Here is a 23,118-nt window from a genome sequence, read left to right as displayed (position 1 = left end):
TTCAGACCTTAGAGTAGCATGTTCGCCTATACGGCAATATGGAGCATGTCATATTCTTTAAGATTTTAGGGAGTTAAGGATAAGATCGTCACAAATGTTATAATGAGAAAATGAGTTAAGACCAATTTGCTACAGGAGACCAATTGCGATGCAGCGAAATTTCTACATGGCCGATCAGGAATGGGACAAGCTTATTTCAGACGTAGCCTATCAATTCAGTGACATCACCCTCAAACGGGGATTTCAGTATTATAAGCAGGACCGTGTCCATGCGTTCAAAATGATCTCAGTCGGGAGCATTCTGGCGCTCGTGGAAGGCGGGGAAGACTACAGCGTAACTATTGATCTGGATACCCTGTCCGCCAGCCGTTGCAGCTGCCCGGTACAGCATTCCTGCAAGCATATGGCTGCTGTATTAATGAAGTATGCCGAGCAGCAGGGCCGGCTGGTGCATATGCTGGCCAATGCCAAGACGACAAGTCAATGGATCCGCAATCCGGTAGTCAAGGAGACTCCCGTTGCCGGTGGCTCCGCCCGCCGCAAGGAGCAGCTGGAGGAGCTGGCTGCCCTGGTTCCATCCGGAAATGTGGAGCAGTGGCGTGAATACTTAGCGCTGCTCACCGCACCGCTGGCGCCTACCGTGCGGAATTCCCAATACACCGACAGGGCGCTGGCAGCCATCTCCGAGGCCACTCCAGCGCTCCCTCCGGCCTCCGGGCTCTTATATAAGCTTCATGCCCATCTCTTTGTGCTGGAAAGCTTACTGAAACCGGCAGGCCCTCACGTCCCGGGAGCAGGTGCTTCTCTGGGTTATTATACCTCTGTTGCTGTCTCCGAGCTGCAAAAAGCGGTAACAGATCTCATGAAAAACAGCCTGCCGCTCGCCGCAGAGCCGGAAGCCTGGCCCCGGGTCAGCGAAACGCTGGCCTATCTGCGGCGTGAGATGCTGAATGAGCCGCGCGACCGTTCACGGGAACAGCCTTATTACTCCCTCTGCTACGATCTGATCTGGAGAGGCTGGATTGCACCGAATGCAAGCGGCCCGGCTATGTACCTGGAAGAGCTGGAAGCGCTCCGCCAGACCGGCGAGGAAGCCGGCATATCACTCTCGCGCCACTCGCAGCAACTGGCGGAGAGCCGGATGTATTTCTATCTGAACGATGACAAAGGCGCCTGGGAGCTGCTTGGCAAAGCTTCCGAACGCCCGGGTCTCTACCCGGACGAGCTGATGAGCTTTCTGGCTCCCCTGGCGGAGGCCGGACATTGGTCCCGCCTTGCTCTGTGGCTGGCCGAAATCGGCCCTCTGCTGACCAGCCGCCTATATAACCTGAAGAACTATGCCGGATACTGGGAGGAAGCCGTCCGCCGCCTGCCGGAGACCGAATCCCGGATGTGGGATACGCTGATCGGCATGCTGCCGCTGTCCCGGGAGATTTATGAAGAAATGCTGCTGGACCACGGGCGCTGGCAGGAATGGATGGATTACCAGCTCTCCTCCGGCAAGGAACCCGCCGATTTCCGTGTCAGCGACCTCCAGCCGATCGAGAAAAACGCGCCGGAGCTGCTGCTCCCGTTCTATCATCAGGCGGCAGAACGGTTCGTGCTGGAGAAGAACCGGCACGGCTACAAAGCGGCTGTAAAACTGTTAAAGCGCTTGTCCAAGCTCTATAAAAAGCTGAAACGCGAGGAGCGGTGGGAACAATTTCTGGATTCCTTCACCTTCCGGTACAGCCGGCTGCGCGCACTGCAGGAAGAGCTGCGGAAAGGAAAGCTGATCCCATGAGCAAATATATGCGAAATATTACTGTCCAGCTTGCCTTAACCCAATATGGCGATGCGCTGATCTACGGGGTGGATGACAGGGATGATTATGTGCCCGGTGTTCAGCTTAAGCAGAAGCTGTTCTCCTGGCATGAGGAGTCTTTTTATGGAACGGAGTTAACGCTCCAGAACGCCGATGGGGTTGACCTTGTGGTTCTGCCTGCCGAGCAGGTCATCCCCTTCTTTGCGGAGCGCAGGCTGCTGCGGCATGTCGGCTGGAGCTGGCAGGGCGACGCCGAACTGCTGACCGGGCTGGCGCCCGCCATCGCCGGGCTGCTGGCGGAGAAGAAGTATGCGCCGAGCCTGTCCGCCTATCGCGAAGGCAAGCTGCAGTGGGACTGGGATGACAAGGCGCTGGAGCTGGCTGCGGAAGGCAGCGGGAGCGCACAGTCTGCCCTGCGCGGACTTGCCGGGCGCCGGAACCTTGCGGACGGAATGCGCGCCGCCTTCTCGGCGGCGGTGTTCCAGCAGTATTACGGCACCGAGGCCGAAGCCGCAGATCTGCGCAGCGAATACCCGCTGCTGTTCAGCAGCAGCGCGGGCGCGGCAACTGCCGGCATGGACGACGACAGCTGGCTGATGTCCATCGGCTGGAAAGCGGACACGGCGCCGTTCCGGCCGGCCCTGCAATTGCTGGAGCCGGACGACGAGAAGTCGTACTGGCGGCTCCAGCTGCTCCTGCAGGACAAGCGCGATGAATCCGCGCTTGTGCCGCTGCGGCTCACCGGGGACGGCGAGCCGCATGGCCTGTGGCCGGCAGCGTGGACGCCCCACGTCCACGAGCGCGCGTCCGGGTGGCTGTCGCGCCTGCGCGAAAGCCTGGCCGGGGAGCACATCGGCCACGGGGACGATGTGCTTGGTGAACCGCTCAGCGACGGGGACGCCTGGCGGTTCCTGACCGTGGACAGCCGGCTGCTGCTGGAAGCCGGCTGGCAGGTGCTCCTTCCGGCGTGGTGGGAAGCCGCCAGCCGGAAGAAACCCCGCCTGCGCGCCAAGATCAGCTCCGGCGAGGGCAGCGGAAGCAGCGGCGGCCAGTCGCTGTTCGGGCTGGATTCGCTGGTCGATTTCGACTGGCGCATCTCCATCGGCGACGCCGAACTCTCCGAGGCGGAGTTCGCCGATCTGGTCGCACGCGGCGAGCGGCTCGTGCAGTTCAGGGGCAAGTGGATTCCGCTTGACCCCGCTCTGCTGGCCCAGATCCAGCGGGCCATGGCCGGGATGGACAAGTCCCAGGGCTTGTCCTTTCAGGATGTGCTCCAGCTGCACCTGCTGGGCGGCGGCGAAGAGCAGGACATCGAGGCGGCCGAGGCGGAGCAGGCGGAAGAGAATGCCGCCCGCTTCCGGCTGGAGGTCGAGCTGAACGAGCATCTGGTCCGGCTGATTGGCCAGCTCGGCCACCGCTCGGATTGGCCGAAGCCCGAGGTACCGGCTGGCCTGCATGCCGAGCTGAGAAGCTACCAGCATGAAGGGTATGCCTGGCTTGTATTTCTGCGCCGCTTCGGACTCGGCGCCTGCCTGGCCGATGACATGGGCCTCGGCAAAACCGTGCAGCTGATCTCCTACCTGCTCCACTTGAGGGAACAGCAGGGCGAAGCCGGCCCATCAGCAATGGGGCCCGGGCGGCAGACCGACCCGCCGGACTGGCCGTCGCTGATTATCTGTCCGACTTCGGTGCTCGGCAACTGGCAGAAAGAGCTCCAGCGGTTCGCTCCGTCCCTGAACATCATGCTCCACTACGGAAGCAGGCGCCTCGATGCCGGTTACTTCTACGGCGCCGCTTCCCAGGCCGACGTGGTCCTCACCTCCTACGCCACGGCCGCGCTCGACCAGGAACTGCTGAAGCAGTTCACTTGGGCTACGGTTTGCCTGGATGAGGCGCAGAATATTAAGAACGCCGGAACCAAGCAATCTGTAGCGGTGCGCAGCTTCCCTGCCCTGCACCGGATCGCCCTGACCGGAACACCAATCGAGAACAAGCTGTCCGAGCTGTGGTCGATATACGATTTCATCACACCCGGCTATCTCGGCAGTCCAAAAGCGTTCCAGGACCGGTTCGCGAATGCGATTGAGAAGGAACGCAATGCGGAGCGCACGGCGGATCTGCAGAAGCTTGTAAAGCCGTTCATGCTGCGCCGCAAGAAGAAAGACCCGGCCATCCAGCTGGATCTGCCCGACAAAAACGAGATGAAAACCTATGTTCATCTCACGGCAGAGCAGGCCGCCCTCTATGACCAGAACGTAACCGGGCTGCTGGAACGGATGAAGCAGCTGGAGGGCATTGAGCGCAAAGGGGCGATTCTTGCTGCGTTGACCAGCCTCAAGCAGCTTTGCGACCATCCGATGCTGCTGACGAAGGAGGCGTTGCCTGATCCGGATGGCGAGGGCCAACTGGATACCACGTCCCTGATTGAGCGTTCCTCGAAGCTCGAACGGCTGCTGGCGATGGTGCGGGAGCTGCGTGAAGAGAACGAACGCTGCCTGATCTTCACCCAATATGTCGGCATGGGCAAAATGCTGCAGGCCGTGCTTCGGCAGGAGCTGCAGGAGCCGGTCCTTTACTTGAACGGCAGCACGTCCAAAACGGCACGCGACCGGATGATCGAACAATTCCAGACGCCGCCGCAGGAAGGCGGGGACCTGCTGGCGGCAGGCCAGCTGCAGTCCGATCAGCCAAATGTCTTTATTCTTTCACTCAAGGCGGGGGGCGTCGGCCTCAATCTGACAGCGGCCAATCATGTGTTCCACTTTGACCGCTGGTGGAATCCGGCTGTGGAGAACCAGGCCACCGACCGCGCCTACCGCATGGGCCAGACCAAGGATGTGCAGGTGCATAAATTCATTTCACTCGGCACGCTGGAGGAGCGTATTGATGAGATGCTGGAGAGCAAGCAGCAGCTCAGCGATGATGTGATCTCCGGCTCCGAGGGCTGGATTACCGAGCTGTCTACAGATGCGCTGAAAGATCTGTTCACGCTGCGGCAGGAGTGGGTTGGCTGACCCGGCCCTCTCCTCTTTCCTTCAAGCTCTTGAAGCAGCAGGCATCACCTATAACGTGCAAAAAAAGAACATCTGCTGCATGCTGCATGCGCCGGTGTTCTTTTTGTATGCCCGGATTATGGAGTAAGACTGCTGTCCGGTGCAGCCAATCCTACCATTGCTCCGCCATTCTAAAGGTGGCTGCCAGATTATCCTCCCCGGCGAGCGAGCTGACCACAAGCGTTACCGGTTCCTCCTGAAGATCATAAAAAAGCTGCTGATTCAGAAGATTGACCACCACATCCTGATAAGCACCGGAAATCCCGGAGCCCAGGCCCTGCGTGATGACTCTGCCGCCCGTAACCGTCGAGCAGGTATAATTCACCTGCAGCGCCGTGTCATTCACGGAAATATCGGTAGTCGGTGTCGGAAAATTAACAAAGCTGCCGTTAACGGTACCGCCGGCCACGATTTTGTAGCGGATGGGCGTTGACGCCAGAATTTCCACACCGTCAGGCCGGATCTCGGCGGCTACCCCTTCCGGAATCGTCAGCGCCCCATTTCTGCGGAAGCTGATTGCGGCGAAATCAGTACTGGTTACGGCGATGTTATCGCGAAACTCCGAGGTAATCCGGCTGACCGCAAGCTGCGTCAGGCTGACCGGAAACCACTTCCCTCCACTATCCACAAGAAAAATCTGAACACCCAGCTTTTCCTGAGAATAAAGTACATTAAATTGAAAAAAGTTTTCGGTGATATTGTAAGTTTTGCTCACCACTTCCCTGTAGTTCACCTCGAACAATTCCTGGGCAAAGAGGGTTGCCGGACTTACATCATTGTTGAGGCCCGTTATATAGACCACTGCTTTGGCTGTTCCGCTATTTACAATTTTTATAACAGCCTGGCTGATCGGTCCTAAAACGCCGGTAGGATTCCTGGTGATTGTATTTGTAGTTAGAACTGCCATGGCTCATCCCTCCTTCCTATTAAGACAATTAGTATATTATATGCAGACAAGGTAGGAAGTTTCTGGTTGAATGGCAAGTGGCCAAAAAGCCGCAAATTCCAGAAGGTGCTTGCAAAGGATCAGGATTGCCATAAAATGACTGATGTGCTAAAATGAACACAACTTTTAGGAACGGAGGGTTGCAAATGAATGTGATAGATTATATCCGGATTCGTACTTTACGCGGCTAATCAGCTTTTAATAGCGCTAAAGCTCTGCCTTGTGCAGAGGACTCAGGATAGGTCTATCCATTTTTAAAGGCAACCCACAGCTTAACCAGCGGACCGGGAACGCTCCGCCGCATTCGCCTTTAGAAATTCGCACAGCCATAGCCAAGGAATTACCGCATGCACCAGCGGTGGAATAGGCAGCTATTCCCCTTTGCCGATGCCGGTTCTTTCCCTTTACCTTCTATGGTTATGCCCAGCTGGAAGAAGCATTGCAATCCTTTTGTGATGCTCCCAGTCCTATTCTGTTTCCTCTACGATATTAAGCACAGGCCGCTGATTGCCTGTGCTTTTTTATGCTTTCGAAGCCAGTTATGCACGAAGTCTATTCAACGAGGTTATACTCACAAAACTAGGTGTGTACTTTCGAAGCCAGTTTTGCACGAAGCTTATTCAATGAGGTTATGCTCACAAAACTTTTAGGAGGTTGATAAATATATGGAATCCACACCACAACACGCAGTAATTGTCGGGGTTCAACTGCAGAATGAAACTAATTTCGCCTATGCCATGGAGGAGCTGCGCAATTTGGCCGCCGCCTGCAACATCAAAGTGATCGGGGAACTCAGCCAGAAAGCCAGCCGGATCAATCCTTCCCACTATATCGGTACAGGAAAGATTCAGGAATTGTCCCTTATGCTGGAGGATGAAGATACCCTTGTTATCTTCAATGATGAATTGACCCCTTCGCAGATCCGCAATCTGGAATCGTCGCTGGACCGCCAGGTGATTGACCGCACGATTCTAATTCTAAATATCTTCGCCGAACGGGCCAAAACCAAGGAGGCTCAGCTGCAGGTGGAAGTTGCCCAGCTGCAGTATATGCTTCCCCGTCTGACCGGAATGCGCGAGTCCCTCGGCCGACAAGGCGGCGGGGCGGGCCTGAAGAACCGGGGGGCCGGTGAAACCAAGCTGGAGCTGGACCGCAGAAGAATTGAAGAACGTATCTCGGCACTGCAGACGGAGCTGCAGACCCAGGTATCCAGGCGCCAGATTCAGCGGAAGCAGCGCCACAAGAATGAAGTCCCGGTGATCTGTCTTGTCGGTTATACCAACACCGGCAAATCCAGCCTGATGAATGTCATAGTAGAGACGTATCATCCGGGTTCAGGCAAGCAGGTATTTGCCAAGGATATGCTGTTTGCCACGCTGGAGACTTCGGTCCGCAGCATTAAGCTGCCCGACCAGAAAACGTTCCTGCTTACGGACACCGTAGGTTTTGTCAGCCAGCTTCCCCATCATCTGGTCAAGGCGTTCCGCTCCACGCTGGAGGAAGTGACTGAGGCCGACCTGCTGATTCATGTCGTCGATATTTCCGATCCGCAGCATGAGCAGCATATGGCGGTAACTACCGAGACCCTGAAGGCGCTGGGCGCAGACGGCATTCCAACGATCTATGCCTACAATAAGGCGGATTTGACGGACCAGCCCTATCCTGTTGTCCAAGAGAATTCTGTTATTCTTTCGGCTAAGCAGAACAGCGGAATCTCCGAGCTTACCGGGCTGATCCGGGGGCATGTCTTCAATGACTATATTCAGTGTGAAATTCTGGTTCCGTTCGATCGCGGCAGCGTCGTCTCGTACTTCAACGAGCATGCGCATATTCAGAAGATTAGCTATGAAGAGCAAGGCACAAAACTTCAGCTGGAGTGCAGAACGGCCGACTATGAAAGATTCCGCGGGGATTTCATCGAGCTCCCGCAATAAAAAGGTGCACACAGAATAGGAGCTTGCCTCAGGTCCGGTGACCAGGGGCAAGCTCCTTTGTGGTTTAACTAAATACAGCTATGGAGGAGACCATTCTATATTATATTTTCGGAGTCCCTGATCAAATTTCACCTTGTGATGCGTAAGACGCTGCCACCTCGCTACCTCGCTATCTTGCTACCTTGCTACCTTGCTACCTTGCTACTTTGCTACTTTGCAGCTCACGGATTCATTAGCGGGATTTACTGCCGCTATATAGAGATTACTCCGACAATCAAATACCTAACGGAAATTGTGCCCGCTAATATTTTACAAAAAGGCTTTATTGAAGAATAAGTCCATATTAGCGGCATGTATTCCCTGTATATCCCTCAAAAGGGCTGTCTGCACAAATATAGCGGGCATTTTTCCCGGTGCAATCATCATTTGCCGCTTTCCTCATAGATACCAGTATCTTCATTGAGGCTGCCTTCCCTGAGATCAGCTGTACTCTTCCTTCTCCTTCTCCCTCTCCTTCTCCTTCTCCTTCTCCTTCTGCTTCTGCTTCTGCTTCTGCTTCCTATTCCTATTCCTCTTCCTACTCTTCGCCCGCAGCATGCACTCCCTAAGCCTCAAAAGCCGCTGCCGGACCGGCCTCGCCAAGCAGCAGCGGAAGCATCTCCGTCAGGCTACCAAATTCCTGCTGCAGCAAGGGCAGCACACCGCTGCTGCGGATATTGCCGCCGGTCACGCCGAGCGCCGCAAATCCGGCCAGACGGATCGAGATGACACCCGCCGCCGAATCCTCAATGCCGACCACCCGGCGGCGCTTCTCCGTACTCAGACCCAGGCCGATCCTTGCCGTCTCGGCATACAGCCAGGGATGCGGCTTCGGCGACAATTCCCCCAGCGTGCCCGCCTGGCCGGGATGAAATGTCTGCCCAGCCGTAATGACCGCATCGTACATGCCGAAAGGATCCCCTAGATCCAGCGCCCGGAAGGCTGACAGAATTTCCGGCCAAGCCTTCTCGTACAGTCCCGAGGTTACAAGTCCAATCTTTACGCCCTTAGATTTCAGGGTCTGGAGGAACTCTCCCAGACCGGGTGCAGGAACAAACGCCCCCGGCTTCCCCCGGCCCTGCATAATCTCATTCATTTCATAATGGGTAATGTCAAAGTAAAGCTGCCGGGCCTCCTCTACACTGCGCTGCGGACAATATTTGGCTATGCAGTACTGCAGATGCTCCGACACGGAATGGCCGGAGACATGCGGCTCATCTTCGGGGCGCAGCGCGAAGCGGGGATTTCCCAGCAGCCGGGCCACCGTCTGCTCAATAATCCACATCCAGAAGCCTTCGCTGTGGACACTGGTTCCGTCCAGATCCATCAGCACCGCTTCTGCCGGACCCTCGAAAGCTGCATCGTGAAAAGGATACAGCGCTGGGGAACCCATCGAAGACTTTACATAACAAAGCGTTTTGTCTTCGTATACGATAAACTCAGTCTTACGGTCCTTCGGTGTCAGAATAGCGGCAACACCGCCAACTCCCCTGCGGAATAACCCATCTCCTCCGCTCTCCTGCTCAAAGAAGCCGGCGGCCAGCTGTGACATTCCAAGACCAAATCCAGGCAGTTTCTTCTCCGTCATTTCGCCCAGACCCCCATAGAGATCTTATAGCTGGCGATCTTCTTGGCCGGTATCGTCACTGTCAAGAGATTGGCAGCCAGCTGCAGCTGCAGCTCCGGCTCATCCAGAAGCGTTTCGTCCATCCGGCAGCACTGCACCTGCTCCGGGGCGATGCCGAAGGTGATGTCCGCCTTCTGTTCCGTATCCGAACCGTTAAAGAGCCGGAGAATAGTTCCGCTGCCATCCTCCGCCTGCTTCACACAGCTGACATGAAGGGCAGGGTTATTCAGCGTAAAGAAGCTGGCCTCTGCCGGAAGCGCGCCCTGCCCACGGCCGGAGGCTGCGATCCGTACAGGAGTGTACAGCTGCGCCGCCTGTGCAAGCAGATCTGCCTCTTGCCAATCTCCTTCATGTACGTGGATGGCGTATTCGAAGCTTTGCAGGCCAGGGCACTGAATGCCCTGATCGGGCAGCTCCGTCAGCTTCTCTTCGCTCACTGCCAGCTTGATCCGGCAGGCCCGGATTAAGGTCAGCGCCAAGGTGCTGTGCTCATCCTCAAAGGCTTCATATTCATAGATCCCTTTGGGCAGAACCGCGAGTCCATCTCTTCCGTCCGTCATGTCGGCAAAGGTGCGCAGCGGATGTGTACCTTCGGCCCGTTCCGCCCAATCCGTGGAATCCGGCAGCGGGATGGGCCGTGACAACACATCATAATGGCTGTCGGCCCAAGTGACCCCGGTACGCAGCCCTGTAGGGAAATTGGCGCGCAGCCAGTGATCCTTGGCCCTATTATCTACCGTCAGCTTCACAAGTACATGCTTGGCGCCCTTTTCCAGCGTATAGGCTACCTTCACCGGAAGCTTTGCCATTACCCGGCTGCGCGACTCTCCGTCCCCGTAATCTGCCGGAACCGCAAATTCATACTCCGCTTCGATCGTACTGCTCAGGGGACCGCTTACTGTTACCGCTACCTGGCTCGGCACACCAAGACTGCTGTATTTACGGTCATGCAGAGGAGACACATGCTTCCAGGCGTTTCCGTTCTCTCCCTGATCGCTCAAATAGTTGAGGCTGCTGTAGCTTCTGCCGGTCGTTTTATTGTGCAGATCCAGCGTCCCGTCAGGATTCACCTGCACTTTCAGAAATTCATTCTCCATTGTGTCGGGTCCTGTAATCAGTGTGCCGCTGCTGCGCAGCTCGCGCGCCTCCGGCACAATCCGGTACGTCCGGTAGCCGAGTCCGGGCAGGCGGGTCAAGCTGGCTAACAACCGGATGCGGCGGCTCTCCAGGATCGTGGGCACATCCCAAATGCTGTCCACGAACACGCTGGAATTGCCGCTGGCAATGGCTTGGCGTTCTACCAGCGGGTCCAGTGCCGAGCTTAGGCTGACGGAAAGGGCCCCATTGACTCTCGGCACCTCCAAATCGAGCAGCACGACTGCATTCCGTTCCATCGGCAATGGATTATAAACTACCAGCTGCATCTCATCCTGCTCCATGCCTTTGGGTGACAGCTGCGAGGCGATGTACGCCATCGCATCCTCCGTAACGATATCCCCGATGTCGCCGGCTTTCCGGTATCTGTACTCCATATCGGCGCAGACGTTGTCCGGCGCACAGCCGCCGTTGGCATCATGGGTGTGGTTGGACAGTAAATACCGCCATCCCCGCTCCATGTATCCTGCCGGATAGGCAGACCCCAGCGCCGAGGCCAAAGAGGCGAGCGGCTCTGCATAATACACCAGCGCATTGCTGGCCAAGAAGTCCATTTGCTTCAGGTAGGTTCTCGCACTGATCGTTCCCGGGAACAGGAATGTCCACATGCCTTCCTTAAGGTAAGACCGGCGCTCCCCCGTGAGGACAGGAAGATGTTCCCGGTCCAGATGTTTTTGCGCCTCGTTCCAGAAGCCCTCCAGATCTGTCTGCTCGATGTTATATTTATCCCCCAGCAGTTCCTGGGCATCGGCAATAATCTGCGATTCCAGAGGATGGGCTACCGAAATATCGTGTCCATGCATCGCCAGAAACACTTCGGTCGTGAAGTGGCGGCCTTCACGCTCAATCATGTCCTCGACCGCCTGCTTCAACTTCTCTTTGTCATATTGGACAACCGGAGATTTAATCTCGTAAGCCTGATCTTCTCCGGACAAGGCATCCGACAGCCGGAAAGGCAGGTCATTCTCCTTGCCCCACTGATAGGTCTTGTCAAAAACCGTACCGCGGGTCACTGCACGGTGAACCTGGTAATACCAGTTATAACGAGCATACAGGCCAAAACGGCTGGCAAGCACCTGCGTTCCGTCAGGCGCACTCCAGATCCATTCTGCATCGGCCTCGTGGTGGGAGATGCCGCGGTAGAACATCATTTTATCAAGTCCGAAGTCCTGGAGAATCTGCGGCAGCTGCCCGGTCTGCCCCCAGGAGGACGGGGTGTAGGCGACCGTTCCTGTCTTACCGCCGAATTTCTCCACCACGCTCCGGCCCAGGATCAGATTACGGACCAGCGCCTCATGCGAGATGCTGAACTCCTCGGCTAGCGTATAATACGGGCCGGCGATCAGCCGCCCTTCCTGCATCAGCTGTTCGAGCTGTCCCCTGCGCTCCGGCCGCATTTCCACATAATCCTCCAGCAGGATGGAATGGCCGTCCAGCGTAAAGGACGCATAGTCCGGATCAGCGGCGAGAATATCCAGTGTCGTATCCAGCATGGTCAGCAGATTCCGGCGGGTCCGCTCAAACGACCGCCGGAATTCCCGGTCCCAGTGTGTATTAGAGACAACCTTGATTTGTTTGATATGGGAGGTGTCTGGTTTCATGAGCTTCCTATCTCCTTTGTCATTCCAGTCTCGGGGAACTTCATTCTGCGGGACCCGGGCGCAGGGTCAGGGAGAAAGCTTCAGGCTCCTCTATGCTCCCGCTGATCCGCAGCCTGCCGCTGCTGGTCATCTCCACCAGCGGCCTTGGAATGTCCCCGCCCTCCTGAATATCCAGAGAGAATACAAACGCCGCTTGCCGCAGATGGGTGAAATTAATGCTTTTACGCAGGCCGGAATACAGCACCATATCCACCAGGATGGCATCCTCGCCCGTGTGAATCTCCCAGCCCCAGCTCCGCTTGGCTCCTGAATGTCCCGTGAATGCCGCGAACCATGTGGTTAGACGCAAGACGGTCTCTCCTATCTTGATCACAGCCCCGTCTTCTACAGTTTCGGTAAAGATGCCGTCCAGGCTGCCCCCGATCTCCAGTCTCAGCCGGAAATCCCCGGCTTCAATCTCACCGTCGATGCGGTCCAGGTTGGGGTGGGTATCTCCCCCATTGGTCAGAAAATCCACTCCAAACAGGAGATGCCCCTGATCCTGTCTTGCTTTGAAACGGGCGGAACAATAGTCATAGCCGTCATGCAGACAGCGGAGCTGAATATAGGAGGGTGAACCGTTATTATCCACATAAGCCACCAGCGGTCTTCTCTGATTCCACAGGTCACTGTCTGTAAAGGAACCGATGCTAACCTGCGGGTTCATAAAGGTGACCGCCCATTTGCCGCTGCCGTCGCCCGCATTTCCTTCGTAGAGCTGCCGCACTTCTTTGGTCCCCCTAACCTTAAATGCATCCAGATAAGCGGCCGGGCAATAGAATCCGCTCTTGTACCACTCCTCTTCATAAGGCAGCTCCTCCCAAGGAAAAAACATAACCTCCCCTTGAGTTGCGACCTGCAGAAAAGCCTTGCTCTGATCATTCAGAAGCGTCTGATAGGAGCGTGAATGCGGCCCGGACCACTGGGCGGTCGCAGGATGATAATACCCGGCGACCGTCTGCCAGGTCAGCTCGATCAGCTCATCGCTGAGCCTTTTTACCGTGCTGTCTGTAGTCTCGGAACGCAGCTTGGACAGCTCCAGAATAGCAATATAGGTATAGACCGGGCTGTTGTACTCCTGAAAGGCCCCGCGCTGCTGTGTATACGCATACAATTTTTCCAGGCGCTTCAGGCCGTACTCGGCATAATCCTCACGGCCCAATTGCTCCCCGGCAATTCTCGTAACGAAGGCTCCAATAATGGCAATATTGGTGTAATCCGGACCGACATTCCGCTTCATAATCGCCTCGCAGGCATAATCAATGGAGCGTATGACATCTTCACGCAGAGCCTCCGGAAAGCGCCAGCCATGGCGCGACAACGCCTGAATCAGCCGGCTGCCGCAGAAATCGGCCCAGTTCCAGTCCGGAGGCGACATTTGCGCAAGCGGCTCTTCGTAGAACCATGACCAGATTCCGAAGGTAGCATGGCTTCGGTCCGTATCCTGCAGGGAAATCACCTGCCTGATAATATCAAAGGCCCGCTGCTCCATCTCAGCCAGTTCGGTATCCAGCAGCCCGAGTGCATACGAAAGCGAATCTCTGGTGGAATGGATAAACTCCGCCTGCTTCAGAGTTGTATGATAACCCGGGCTGCTGAACGGCGAGCGCAGCATGCAAATTTCCGGATCATAACGGGACTCCAGCATGCGCATTTTACGGATCAGCATTTGCTGCTGGTCTATCCCTTGATTGGTATTGCCGGTCCTCTTGTTCATCGATCTCCCTGCCTTTCTCTGGTAAAACGGTTTGGCTGATCCTACTGGGCCAAGGCCGGATCACTGACCCAGATCCAAATTCAGATCCAGATTCAGTGCCTGCGCCAGCAATTGCATGACCAGCCCCTGCCCGTACAGCGACGGGTACAGCGCAATTTCGTTATACGCCTCCTCCGACGGCATGACGGGGGTGCCTCCCGACACACCCTGCACTTCACCGTTATCCTGGATAAGCGGGAGGATGCCTTCAAGGGTGACCCGGGCGCTGCCGAGATAAGAAGGTTCGAGCATACCGTGCCTGACTGCCTGAATGAAGCCGCAGGCGATGCCCGCGCTTCCCGATGTTTCCTGGTAATAGTCCGGCCTGTCGAGCACCGTATGCCAGAGTCCGCCTGTGCCCTGGCAGGACCTCAGCGCTGAAGCAAGCTCCGAATAGCGGCTGTACAGCTCTTCGGGGACCGGTACAAGTCCCTTGATCCCGGCTACAATTTGCGGGACAGCAAGGGTAATCCAGGCGTTGGCCCGCGCCCAGCGGACAGCCGACATATGGCTGCCCTCCCGGCAGTTCCAGCCGTGGAACAGCAGGCCCGTCTCCGGGTCCTGCAGCAGTCGCAGATGAAGCAGAGTCTGCTGCAGCGCAGCCTCGGCCATGCCGCGGTCTCCGGTCAGACTGGCGAGCCGCGCCAGAAAAAGCACAGCCATATATACCGTATCTGCCCATACCTGCTCAGGGAACAGGGCCGCTTCAGTGACGGTATGCTCCAGCGCGCCTTCCCGGGTCCTCGGTGCATCCTCCAGCATCCAGGCGGCGGTTTCCTGCGCTTTGTGCAGAAACCATTTATCCCCAGTCCGCCGGAACAATTCGGGGAACACAGCATAAGGAGCCATGGAATTAATGACTTTCACGCCTTCTGCCTTCTGCTTATTCCGCTCCACCCATTGCAGCAGGTAATTCATGGCCTTGTCCTGTCCGCCAGCCGTTCCATAATCCAGTATGGAAATCAGTCCGACCCCGGGGACCCAGTCCCAGTGATCCATGTCCATTCCCCAATTTCCCTGGTGCCGGGGGGAAATCATGCATTCGAACAGCAGATCCAGCTTTCCCTCCAATAACTGCTTAGTATCGGGCATGCTGAAGCCCCCTTGGAAGGGTGTTCATTCCCTCAGGATCTGCCTGCACCGGTGATCCCCCTTGAAACGGAATCTCCCCGAACAACGCCTTAACTGTCAACGCCACCGTATCTTCATGCAGTGAATACGCATTTACCAGCGTGTCGAGAAACGGTATATCCCGGAGCAGGTACGGCGTGGCAAAAGAGATCCCGATCGGGTGGATCGTCTCCGCATGCTGCATCGCCCAGATCGCCTTGGCCGCTTCCCCCACTGGACGAGCCGTGTTCATCATGCCGTGGAGCGGCAGAAAATAAGGCGTAAACGCAGCATCCCAGCGAATCCCGGATTGTTCCCACTTCTGCAGCGTATTCAGCGGTTCGAATTCATCCAGAATATCCACCTGCAGCCCTCTGGCCTTCAAGTGCCCGACAAACAGCTCCATGCGGTCATATTTGCGTCCCTCTGTCACTTTGTTCAGCATAATGACGAGAACTCTGCGGGTCGTCTGCGGATTCAGGGGCAGGAGATTTCTCCGGTTGCGGACCAGCGTAATACACCGCCCGGCGAGTGTCGTGCTTAGTTCTCTAGCCTCCCGGTCCAGCTCAGGATGCAATTTGTCATTCAGCAGCGGCGCAGCGGAGTGATCCCGGCCCTCGGCATCCAGATGCTGCATACCCAGCTCTGCCTTCATCTCCAGAACCCGCCGGACACTTGCGTCCAGCCGTTCCATCGTTACCTTGCCGCTGGCGACTGCCCGTTCCATGACTTCAAAATAGTTCACACCCGGCCACAGCAGCACATCGGTCCCGCAGTTGAAACAATCCACGATCCGCGTCTCATAATCGCCCCAGGCCAGAAATCCGCCCATATCCAGCGCATCCGACAGGACAACTCCCTCAAACCCCATGCGGTTCCGCAGAAGCTCCGTTGTAATGCGTGCCGAGACTGTAGCCGGAACAGGCTTATTCCCCTGCACATTCGCCTCCAGCCAGGGAAGGGCGATATGTCCTGTCATATACGACATCACGCCCTGATCAATCATCTGCTGGGACACCCGGCCATAAGTGGCGAACCATTCCTCTTCGGACAAACCGTTGATGGTGGTAATGATATGCTGATCCCTGTAATCCACCCCGTCTCCCGGAAAATGCTTGGCACAAGCGGCAATACCGTAATCCTGCATTCCCCGCATCACGGCGCTGGACAGGCGCAGTGCCCGCTCCGCATCATCACCCAGACAGCGGGTCGTAATCACCGGATTCATCCAGTTCAGCAAAAGATCCGTACCTGGCGCCAGCGCCCAGGTAAACCCGGCCGCACGTCCTTCGATTGCTGTATACTTGCCGTACTCGTAGGCCAGCGCTTCATCATCTGCTGCGGCAAGCGCAAGCAGCGGAGGAAAAGCGGTTAAGCTTTTGACTGCAGAGCCAGCCCCGAACTCCAGGTCGCCCGAGAACAGCAGCGGATATTTGCTGACCTTCTGAAGCAGCTCCACCCACTCGCGGTATTCCTCCGCTTTTCCGGCAGCCTTTTGAATCACCTCTCCGCCGATAAAGAAGCTGCCCACCGGATATTTCTCCAAATACGCCCTTATAGTCCCTTCGTCCATCCCTTGGAATGGCAGCCTGCCCGCATGATCCTGCATCGTCTGCCCGATCTTTTCACGCAGGCTCATGGATCGTAAGGTGCGCTCTACCCAGTCCCGCTCTTCCTTAGCTAATGCCTTTCGCATGGTCACGATTCCTCCCGGTAGTTTCTAACCCCAGTGTAACGAAACCCGGCGCCACTCTAAATAAAGGCAACTACAAAATAAGTTCAAAATTCTATAAACATCTAGAATCTTCTACAATTAGCAAACTGAAAAATCCCGCAGCTTCGTGATCCAAAGCTGCGGGGGGAGGCTGGCCGATCCTTCGGTCAATTCAGGCTGATTTGAAGGGTCTTGTTTAACTTGTTATTCTCCTTGTTCATCTCCTCATATCGCCAGATATCGTTGACAAAAAAGCTGATAGTGAAGTTTCCGATGGTCGGCACTGTCCACCTTGGCGTTCCCTGGGCACTGCTGTTGGCCGTAAGGGTAATCTCCTCGCCCGGCTGGATGACCGTGTTATTGGTGTCCGACCAGGATACGACCCCGCCGTTGACGGAGAAGGCACCGCCTGTAATCTGTCCCAGCCCGGTGGAAGTGTTCAGCGGGGTAGGACGCACGCCGATATTTTTAACCTTGGCCCAGAAGATTAAGGAATCACCCAGCTCGGGGGTCACATGACTGGAAGGTGTGCCGTCGCTGTTTACGATATTCCAGCCGACCTCCGTGACGGTTAGATCCGCCATCGGAGCCGGGAGTGTAGACTCATAGCCCTCGAACTCGAAGCCGTGGACCATTATCGTTCCGGTGTTATGGACGACCTCGATCCGGTGCAGCCCATAGTCCAGACCCGTCAGCTCATAGACGATCTTGTTTTCGCCTTCCAGCCCGGCCTGGGGAATGACAACGGTCTCCTTATATTGCCCGTCGACGTACACATCCGCGCTGCCCATATTGCTCTTAATATCCGATCTCCAGCGGACACCGATTCCGTTAAAGTTAAACACCGCCGACGAATCCGGTGAGTAGGTTACATGGGACACCCCGTTCGGCGCCGTTTCAAACCCGGTATAGTCAATGTAGGCATGGTCATGCTCTACCGTGTACCAGGCGGACACCGGAACATAAAGCCCTTCCTCCAGCTTGAAATAATCGAGATTCGCTCCGTTGCCAGCGGAAGTGAAGCTGATCGTGTTATAGCCCGGCTGAAGCGTAACGCCGAACTGTCTGGCAGTAATGTTGCTGTTCCAGCTGCCCGTTGAAGGCAAGGTAACCGTGGACAGCCTTTGTCCATTCACGACGATATTTTTCTTCGAGTCCTGATTGGAAGCGTATGCAATAGTCAGGGTATAGCTTCCGCCCAATTCCGAATACAATCCCTGAATCGAAATGCCGCCGCCATGGGTCTGCTCCACAACCTTTCCTCCCGATGCACTGCTGTTGTTGCCGATTCGCAGAGGCAGGGCAAAGGAGGCAGCTTCCGCTTCAAACTTGGTGGGATCTCCCGGGACATGCGGCGTGATCGGCATGGCTGATGTAGTTGCCGATACGGCTGAGCTTAATGCCGAAATATTGCCGAAGTCATCCACGGCTTGAACCCTGTAGCTGTACTGCGTTTCCGGGGCCACACTATAGTCGCTGAAAAAGGTTATCCGGCCCGGAACCGTCATCACCGGAGTAACCCCGCCGTCACGGTACACGTTGTAGCTGACTACCGCATCATTATCGGTTGAGGCATTCCAGGTCACCTTGATCTGCTCATGGCTGAGCGCCACCGCTGCAGGACTTCCGGGTACAGATGGCGCTTCTGTCTCCAGCTTATCCAGAATATACTGGACCGTTTCGCCGGCTCCCAGGGTAACCGTGAGGGTGATATGCGGCGTTGCCGTAAGCTGCACGGTGGAATGTGCGGCAGCATAGGAATTGCCCGCTCCGAACACTTCTCCGGCATATTGCCCGCTGCCAGGCATCGTTACCCGAACCTTCATCGTCATCGGCTTTTTCTCGAAATTGACGAAGTTCAGCAGGATTTTATCCGATTTCGCCCCGATAGCCGAGGTACCCAGTGCCGATGTATCTACCGCGCGGAAGTATACCTTTTTCATGTTCGAGCTGCATCCACATGTATTCAGCACCTCGTAGCTCAGCGGACGGCCATGGGTAGCGTACGCGGCAGCCAGCCTGCGGAATGTCTTCAGCCGCGTCTCTCCTGCCTCGCTGCTATTGGCCGGTACCGCAACTGTATCTTCATAACGGTGCGTATTCCAATTGATGCCGGAAGCAAACAACCCAAATTCAGTGCCGTCGTTAAAGAACGCCGCATGCTGCATAATATGGTCTACATATCCAATATTTCCGCGCATCTCCCGGTCAAAAGCAGCGGCGAACCTGTAGGCATAGGTTCCATACTTCGTGTTGTCGGAATGGTTGTCATTGGTGCCTGTTTCGCTCATCGCCATCTCTTTGCCGAAGCCGTCATCCGCGTCGCCATAGACCCGCAGATTCTCATACAGGCTGCCGCCCGGCAGCGGCTGGACTCCCGTTCCGCCATAGCTGTGCCCATTCGTCACATCGGACAGCTCCTCGATCTCCCTGCGCTGCTCCGCATCCCGCTCCCAGCCGTCAGGGATGCCGTTATAAGGCCAATACGCCCAACCCGGCGCAACAATCTTGAGATAGGGCTGACTGTTCGTTGCCCGTTCTTCATCCATCAGCTCATGCGTGGCTACCACGGCTTTCTGGGCCCAGCCGAACAGCCCCGGTTCATTACCGGTTTCGGCATACTGGTACAAATCACCGAACTTGCTGACAAAGTTAGTGTAATAACTCCGGAGTGCTGCCGGGACTGTGCCGCTGCTTAGCTCGCTGTTATTCCTCCAGTTGCCTCCGATGATGTTGACCATCGGCTCAAGGTTCAGATCACGCAGCGTTGCCAGGTAGTTTCGCCCCTGCGGGTCCCAGCCAGCGCTGGTGTCAGACCAGAAAGAGGCCCGCATCCAGTTGCCGCTGTAGGCAATGCCCATCCACTTGGCCATAGGCCCTAAATGGCGGATCGCATGCTCGTCGTATTTGAAGGTTGCCGCGGCAATTGTACTTCCCAGATGGACATACCGTCCATGGATCGGCTCGACAGCCGGTGCATTCAGTGACTCCAGCTTGAAGTAATCCCACTCGAACCATAAATATTTGTCTCCGTCATAACCGGGAGCCTGCGGATCCGCGTACAATCCGCGATCCACGATTAGCCGGACTGCATTTCGCCCGGTCTTCAGCTGTTCCTTGGGAATGTATAGCCTGTAGGTTTGTTTCCAGGTATTCTCCAGCGTCTTCTCACCGTCATTCAGGCCGGTGATCTGAATAAGCCCGCTCATGAGACCGTTTGTAAATACAGCAAGCTGGGGAATAGCTGTGCTTGCATCGATAACTTTGAGGCTAAACTGGACTCCATATTCTGGGACCTGGCTCAAATGGAAGGAAAGATTCATGAATCCGTTGGCATCGGCCTTCATGCCCTTGGGGACGTTATCCCAGTGGCCCGGGGGTACGGGGACTTGGAGAGTTTTGCTGTAGACATTGTTAAAGACAGTAAATTCTGCGGAGCTATTATCCGAATCGCCGACCTGCCATAACAAGGTCATCGGAGGTTCATAGGTTGATGCAGTCACCGTGCTATTGTGTACGGAATCCGCGGCCGCTTCTTGTGAATCAGCCTGTTGTCCAATCACCTGACTTGTAGCAATTTCATCTTTAGCAGCGGCCGATGCCAAACCCATTGACCCATCCGGTATCCAGAAGGTCATCAGCATCAACGCCAGAATGAGCAGTAAAGCAATGTTTTTTTGAATTCGCACAATAAACACCCTCTTCTAATAAGGTAGATTCGGGGCACCCCAAGTGCTGGCTAGGCGAATATGAATACCCGAAATCCGGGCAAACGGCCATTACGGCCAGGCTGTTTGCCGGATATCGGGTCTGCTACTGCTGCGGCTCCTTATTTGGCGGCCAAAAATGCATCCATTTGCGCTTGAATCTCGTTAATCACAGCTTCCAGTCCTGCAGCCTTCAGCTTGCTGTTCATTTCTTTGAGGATAGGCTCCGGATCTTGCTCCCCGGAGTACAAGGTATTCTTATACTGCTTCGTAATATTGATCAGTGCCCCAATCTGCGATTGCACCTTCGTCGAATCAAATACAAATCCGATAACCGGCGAAACTTTGGAGTTCTTGTTCCAGTCCGTGTAGAGCTGCACTCGTTTCGGGTCTTCATTCTTGTTCAGGTAGTTCAGCAGCACGTTCCCGATCATCCAGGAGGATACGGAGTTGTAGCCGCTGTCCGCAATGAAATCAACAGTGTTCTCGCCAACCTTGTTGTAGTGTTTGCCTTCAATACCGAAGGTAAGCAAGTTGTAGAGGACAGGATCTGTATGAATCAGGTTCATAAACATCATAGCGCGTTCCGGATTCTTCGATGTTCTGGAGATGGCGAGCATCGAGCCCTGCAAGCTTTTGGTGCTTACTTGAACCGGAAGCAGCGTTTTGATGATCATCGGTTTCTCAGCGAGCCGGGTCCAGTCGTTGGTGGATGTAGGATTCATATTGCCGTACACGAACCAGGCTTTGCCGCTTTTCACCGCATCCTTAAGCTCAGTCTTGTCAGTGGCCCCGTTCTTGTTAATGTATCCGGCTTGATACCACTTGCGGATCAGCTTAAGTCTTTCCACAATTTCAGGAGTGTCATATTCGTTGAACACCTTCATGGTTTTGTAATCAAGCAGTGTTGGAATTTCATTGCTTCCGTCCAGATCTTCACTTTCCGGATACACCGTGAACCAGTTTAGGCTGTCTGTATGGTTCATGAACAGCGGCGACATGGTCGGCTCCTTCTCTTTAATGGTCTTCAGCATCGGCTCAATATCCTCCAGTTTGGTGATGCTGTTGACATCGAAGCCGTACTTGTCGACAATCGCCTTGTCAAAAGCGAACCCTACCGATTGGCCCAGCTCTTTTTCCGTTGGAACCGCATACAAATGTCCGTTTACAGTAGCCGCCTGCAGATAAGCGGGGTTGATCTGTGCCTTGGTTTCTTTGGCGTATTTATCCAGCAGCTCTTCCAGCGGCAGATACGCACCTTTGGCAGCATTGGTCATGAAGTTCCAGGTAAAGACCATGTCGAATACTTCACCGGATTGGATCATCAGATTCACTTTATCCGCCGGTTTATCCCAGCTCAGCTGGTTAATCTTGATCGTGGCATTAATTTTATCCTTCAAATAAGCATTGATGGCTTGCTCAACAGATGCTACATCCTTATCCGGACCGCCCGGGAGATACAGGGACAGCTCCACCTGCTCCAGCTCATTCGTTGTTTCAGTTGCTTCGGTTGCTTTGGCAGTTTCAGTGGCGGCTGGGGCTGCTGTGCTTTCCGCGGTTTTCTCGGGGGCGGCGGTTTTATTGTTATTATTATTCCCCGAGCACCCGCTGAGTGTCATTCCAATCATAAGTACAAGTGAAAGCAGTAGACCCGTGCCTCTTTTACCTGTCATTACTCTTTTCCTCCCTTTGACTTGAAAATATATGCTAAATCGGTGAATTCCGAGGTTAGCCTTTAATGGACCCGAGCGTTAAACCCTTGATGAAATAGCGCTGGAAGAACGGATACGCCAGCACAATCGGACCGATTCCGATCAGCGCCATCGCCATGCGGATGGTTTCTCCCGGCAATTTGGCCAGTTCTGTGGCCGAGCCTTGAATCAAGGCGCTGTTGCGGCTCAGATAATCCGCCTGCGAGATCATTTTATACATCAGGTATTGCAGGGAATAGAGCTTGGTATCGGTAATAAAAATCATGCTGTTAAACCAGTCATTCCAGTAATGCAGGGTGTTGAACAATCCAATGGTGGCAAAGACCGGCAGGGAGAGCGGGAACACAATTCGAAAGAAGGTTCTTAGCTCGCCGGCACCGTCAATTTTGGAGGCTTCAATCAGCGCAGGCGGCACAGACATCTGGAAGTAGGTTTTCATAATCAGCACGTTAAAAGGAGACAGCAGCATCGGGATGATCAAGGACCATATGGAGTTTTTCAGATCCAGCACCTGGGTGTACACCATGTACCACGGCACCAGCCCCCCGCCGAACAGCATCGTGAAGAAGATCAGAAAGGCGAAGAAGCCGCGATATTTGAAATCCGTCCGTGAGATCGGGTACGCATAGAGTGAAGAGATAAATACGCTGAGCAGTGTACCAACTACCGTCACAAAGATGGATACGCCGTAGGCTTTTGCAATGATCGTGTAATCCTTAAAGATATAGGCATACGCCTCCAGACTAAGCTTTTCCGGGAAAAATTGATAACCGTTGAGCACAATATAATCATAGTCGGTAATCGAGATCATAAAGACCAGCACAATCGGCAAGAGACAGGCTATCGTCAGGATGATAAAAATAATATGGAGTATCATATTCGTTACTTTGGATATTTCGTTATTGGTCACAGCTTCTCCCT

13 protein-coding genes are annotated in these 23,118 nt (G+C 55.1%); 4 read left to right on the top strand and 9 right to left on the bottom strand.

The window, feature by feature from the left end:
• Positions 1-148 precede the first annotated feature (148 nt).
• Genes H70357_RS01355 through H70357_RS36850 form a run of 3 tightly spaced genes read left to right on the top strand, consistent with a single transcriptional unit; the run spans position 149 to position 4,945 of the window.
• Positions 149-1,783, top strand: a complete 1,635-nt coding sequence (locus H70357_RS01355) for an SWIM zinc finger family protein (RefSeq protein WP_038584881.1) — start codon at positions 149-151, stop codon at positions 1,781-1,783.
• Positions 1,780-4,818 carry a DEAD/DEAH box helicase gene (locus tag H70357_RS01350; RefSeq protein ID WP_038584878.1) on the top strand — a complete coding sequence of 1,013 codons (3,039 nt, stop codon included), beginning with the start codon at positions 1,780-1,782 and terminating at the stop codon, positions 4,816-4,818. Before H70357_RS01355 ends, H70357_RS01350 begins: the two co-directional genes overlap by 4 nt.
• A complete protein-coding gene (locus tag H70357_RS36850) occupies positions 4,811-4,945 on the top strand; it encodes a hypothetical protein (RefSeq protein WP_269322461.1) in 135 nt (44 codons plus the stop codon). The genes H70357_RS01350 and H70357_RS36850 overlap by 8 nt, the downstream gene beginning before the upstream one ends.
• Positions 4,946-4,969: 24 nt before the next feature.
• On the opposite strand, the gene H70357_RS01345 is transcribed toward H70357_RS36850, so the two are convergent.
• The gene (locus H70357_RS01345) at positions 4,970-5,764 is read right to left on the bottom strand and encodes a hypothetical protein (protein ID WP_038584875.1); all 795 of its coding nucleotides are present in this window, start codon (positions 5,762-5,764) and stop codon (positions 4,970-4,972) included.
• Positions 5,765-6,468: 704 nt separating this feature from the next.
• On the opposite strand from H70357_RS01345, the gene hflX reads away from it, so the two are divergent.
• Entirely contained in the window at positions 6,469-7,737 is a 1,269-nt protein-coding gene (gene hflX, locus H70357_RS01340) for a GTPase HflX (protein WP_038584872.1), read from the top strand.
• Positions 7,738-8,341: 604 nt separating this feature from the next.
• Here the strand turns inward: hflX and H70357_RS01335 are convergent.
• The 8 genes from H70357_RS01335 to H70357_RS01300 all read right to left on the bottom strand — a co-directional run bounded on the left by H70357_RS01335 (position 8,342) and on the right by H70357_RS01300 (position 23,107).
• A complete protein-coding gene (locus H70357_RS01335) occupies positions 8,342-9,364 on the bottom strand; it encodes an HAD family hydrolase (protein ID WP_038584870.1) in 1,023 nt (340 codons plus the stop codon).
• Positions 9,361-12,159 (bottom strand): alpha-mannosidase, encoded by a 2,799-nt coding sequence (locus H70357_RS01330; RefSeq protein WP_038584867.1) that lies wholly within the window; start codon positions 12,157-12,159, stop codon positions 9,361-9,363. Before H70357_RS01330 ends, H70357_RS01335 begins: the two co-directional genes overlap by 4 nt.
• Positions 12,160-12,199: 40 nt before the next feature.
• A complete protein-coding gene (locus tag H70357_RS01325) occupies positions 12,200-13,915 on the bottom strand; it encodes a DUF8769 domain-containing protein (RefSeq protein ID WP_038584864.1) in 1,716 nt (571 codons plus the stop codon).
• Positions 13,916-13,975: 60 nt separating this feature from the next.
• Positions 13,976-15,046: a glycoside hydrolase family 88/105 protein gene (locus H70357_RS01320; protein ID WP_052091749.1), complete on the bottom strand. Its 1,071-nt coding sequence runs from the start codon at positions 15,044-15,046 to the stop codon at positions 13,976-13,978.
• Entirely contained in the window at positions 15,033-16,760 is a 1,728-nt protein-coding gene (locus H70357_RS01315; RefSeq protein WP_038584861.1) for a glycoside hydrolase family 3 protein, read from the bottom strand. The genes H70357_RS01320 and H70357_RS01315 overlap by 14 nt, the downstream gene beginning before the upstream one ends.
• 185 nt (positions 16,761-16,945) lie before the next feature.
• On the bottom strand, positions 16,946-20,467 hold the full coding sequence (locus H70357_RS01310) for a carbohydrate-binding domain-containing protein (RefSeq protein WP_038584858.1): 3,522 nt from the start codon (positions 20,465-20,467) through the stop codon (positions 16,946-16,948).
• A gap of 140 nt (positions 20,468-20,607) precedes the next feature.
• Complete coding sequence (locus H70357_RS01305; protein ID WP_052091748.1) at positions 20,608-22,158, bottom strand: ABC transporter substrate-binding protein; 1,551 nt, start codon at positions 22,156-22,158, stop codon at positions 20,608-20,610.
• A 55-nt stretch (positions 22,159-22,213) separates the two neighbouring features.
• Positions 22,214-23,107, bottom strand: a complete 894-nt coding sequence (locus H70357_RS01300; RefSeq protein WP_038584856.1) for a carbohydrate ABC transporter permease — start codon at positions 23,105-23,107, stop codon at positions 22,214-22,216.
• Between the last annotated feature and the right edge of the window lie 11 nt (positions 23,108-23,118).

The organism is Paenibacillus sp. FSL H7-0357 (genome assembly GCF_000758525.1).
Classification (GTDB): domain Bacteria; phylum Bacillota; class Bacilli; order Paenibacillales; family Paenibacillaceae; genus Paenibacillus_AQ.
This window is presented reverse-complemented; position numbering and strand designations above follow the sequence as displayed.

Bases quoted from the DNA above. Each gene is read 5' to 3' on its own strand.
- H70357_RS01355 (WP_038584881.1), top strand. From the start codon at position 149: ATGCAGCGAAATTTCTACATGGCCGATCAGGAATGGGACAAGCTTATT.
- H70357_RS01350 (WP_038584878.1), top strand. From the start codon at position 1,780: ATGAGCAAATATATGCGAAATATTACTGTCCAGCTTGCCTTAACCCAA.
- H70357_RS01345 (WP_038584875.1), bottom strand. From the start codon at position 5,764: ATGGCAGTTCTAACTACAAATACAATCACCAGGAATCCTACCGGCGTT.
- hflX (WP_038584872.1), top strand. From the start codon at position 6,469: ATGGAATCCACACCACAACACGCAGTAATTGTCGGGGTTCAACTGCAG.
- H70357_RS01335 (WP_038584870.1), bottom strand. From the start codon at position 9,364: ATGACGGAGAAGAAACTGCCTGGATTTGGTCTTGGAATGTCACAGCTG.
- H70357_RS01330 (WP_038584867.1), bottom strand. From the start codon at position 12,159: ATGAAACCAGACACCTCCCATATCAAACAAATCAAGGTTGTCTCTAAT.
- H70357_RS01325 (WP_038584864.1), bottom strand. From the start codon at position 13,915: ATGAACAAGAGGACCGGCAATACCAATCAAGGGATAGACCAGCAGCAA.
- H70357_RS01320 (WP_052091749.1), bottom strand. From the start codon at position 15,046: ATGCCCGATACTAAGCAGTTATTGGAGGGAAAGCTGGATCTGCTGTTC.
- H70357_RS01315 (WP_038584861.1), bottom strand. From the start codon at position 16,760: ATGCGAAAGGCATTAGCTAAGGAAGAGCGGGACTGGGTAGAGCGCACC.
- H70357_RS01305 (WP_052091748.1), bottom strand. From the start codon at position 22,158: ATGACAGGTAAAAGAGGCACGGGTCTACTGCTTTCACTTGTACTTATG.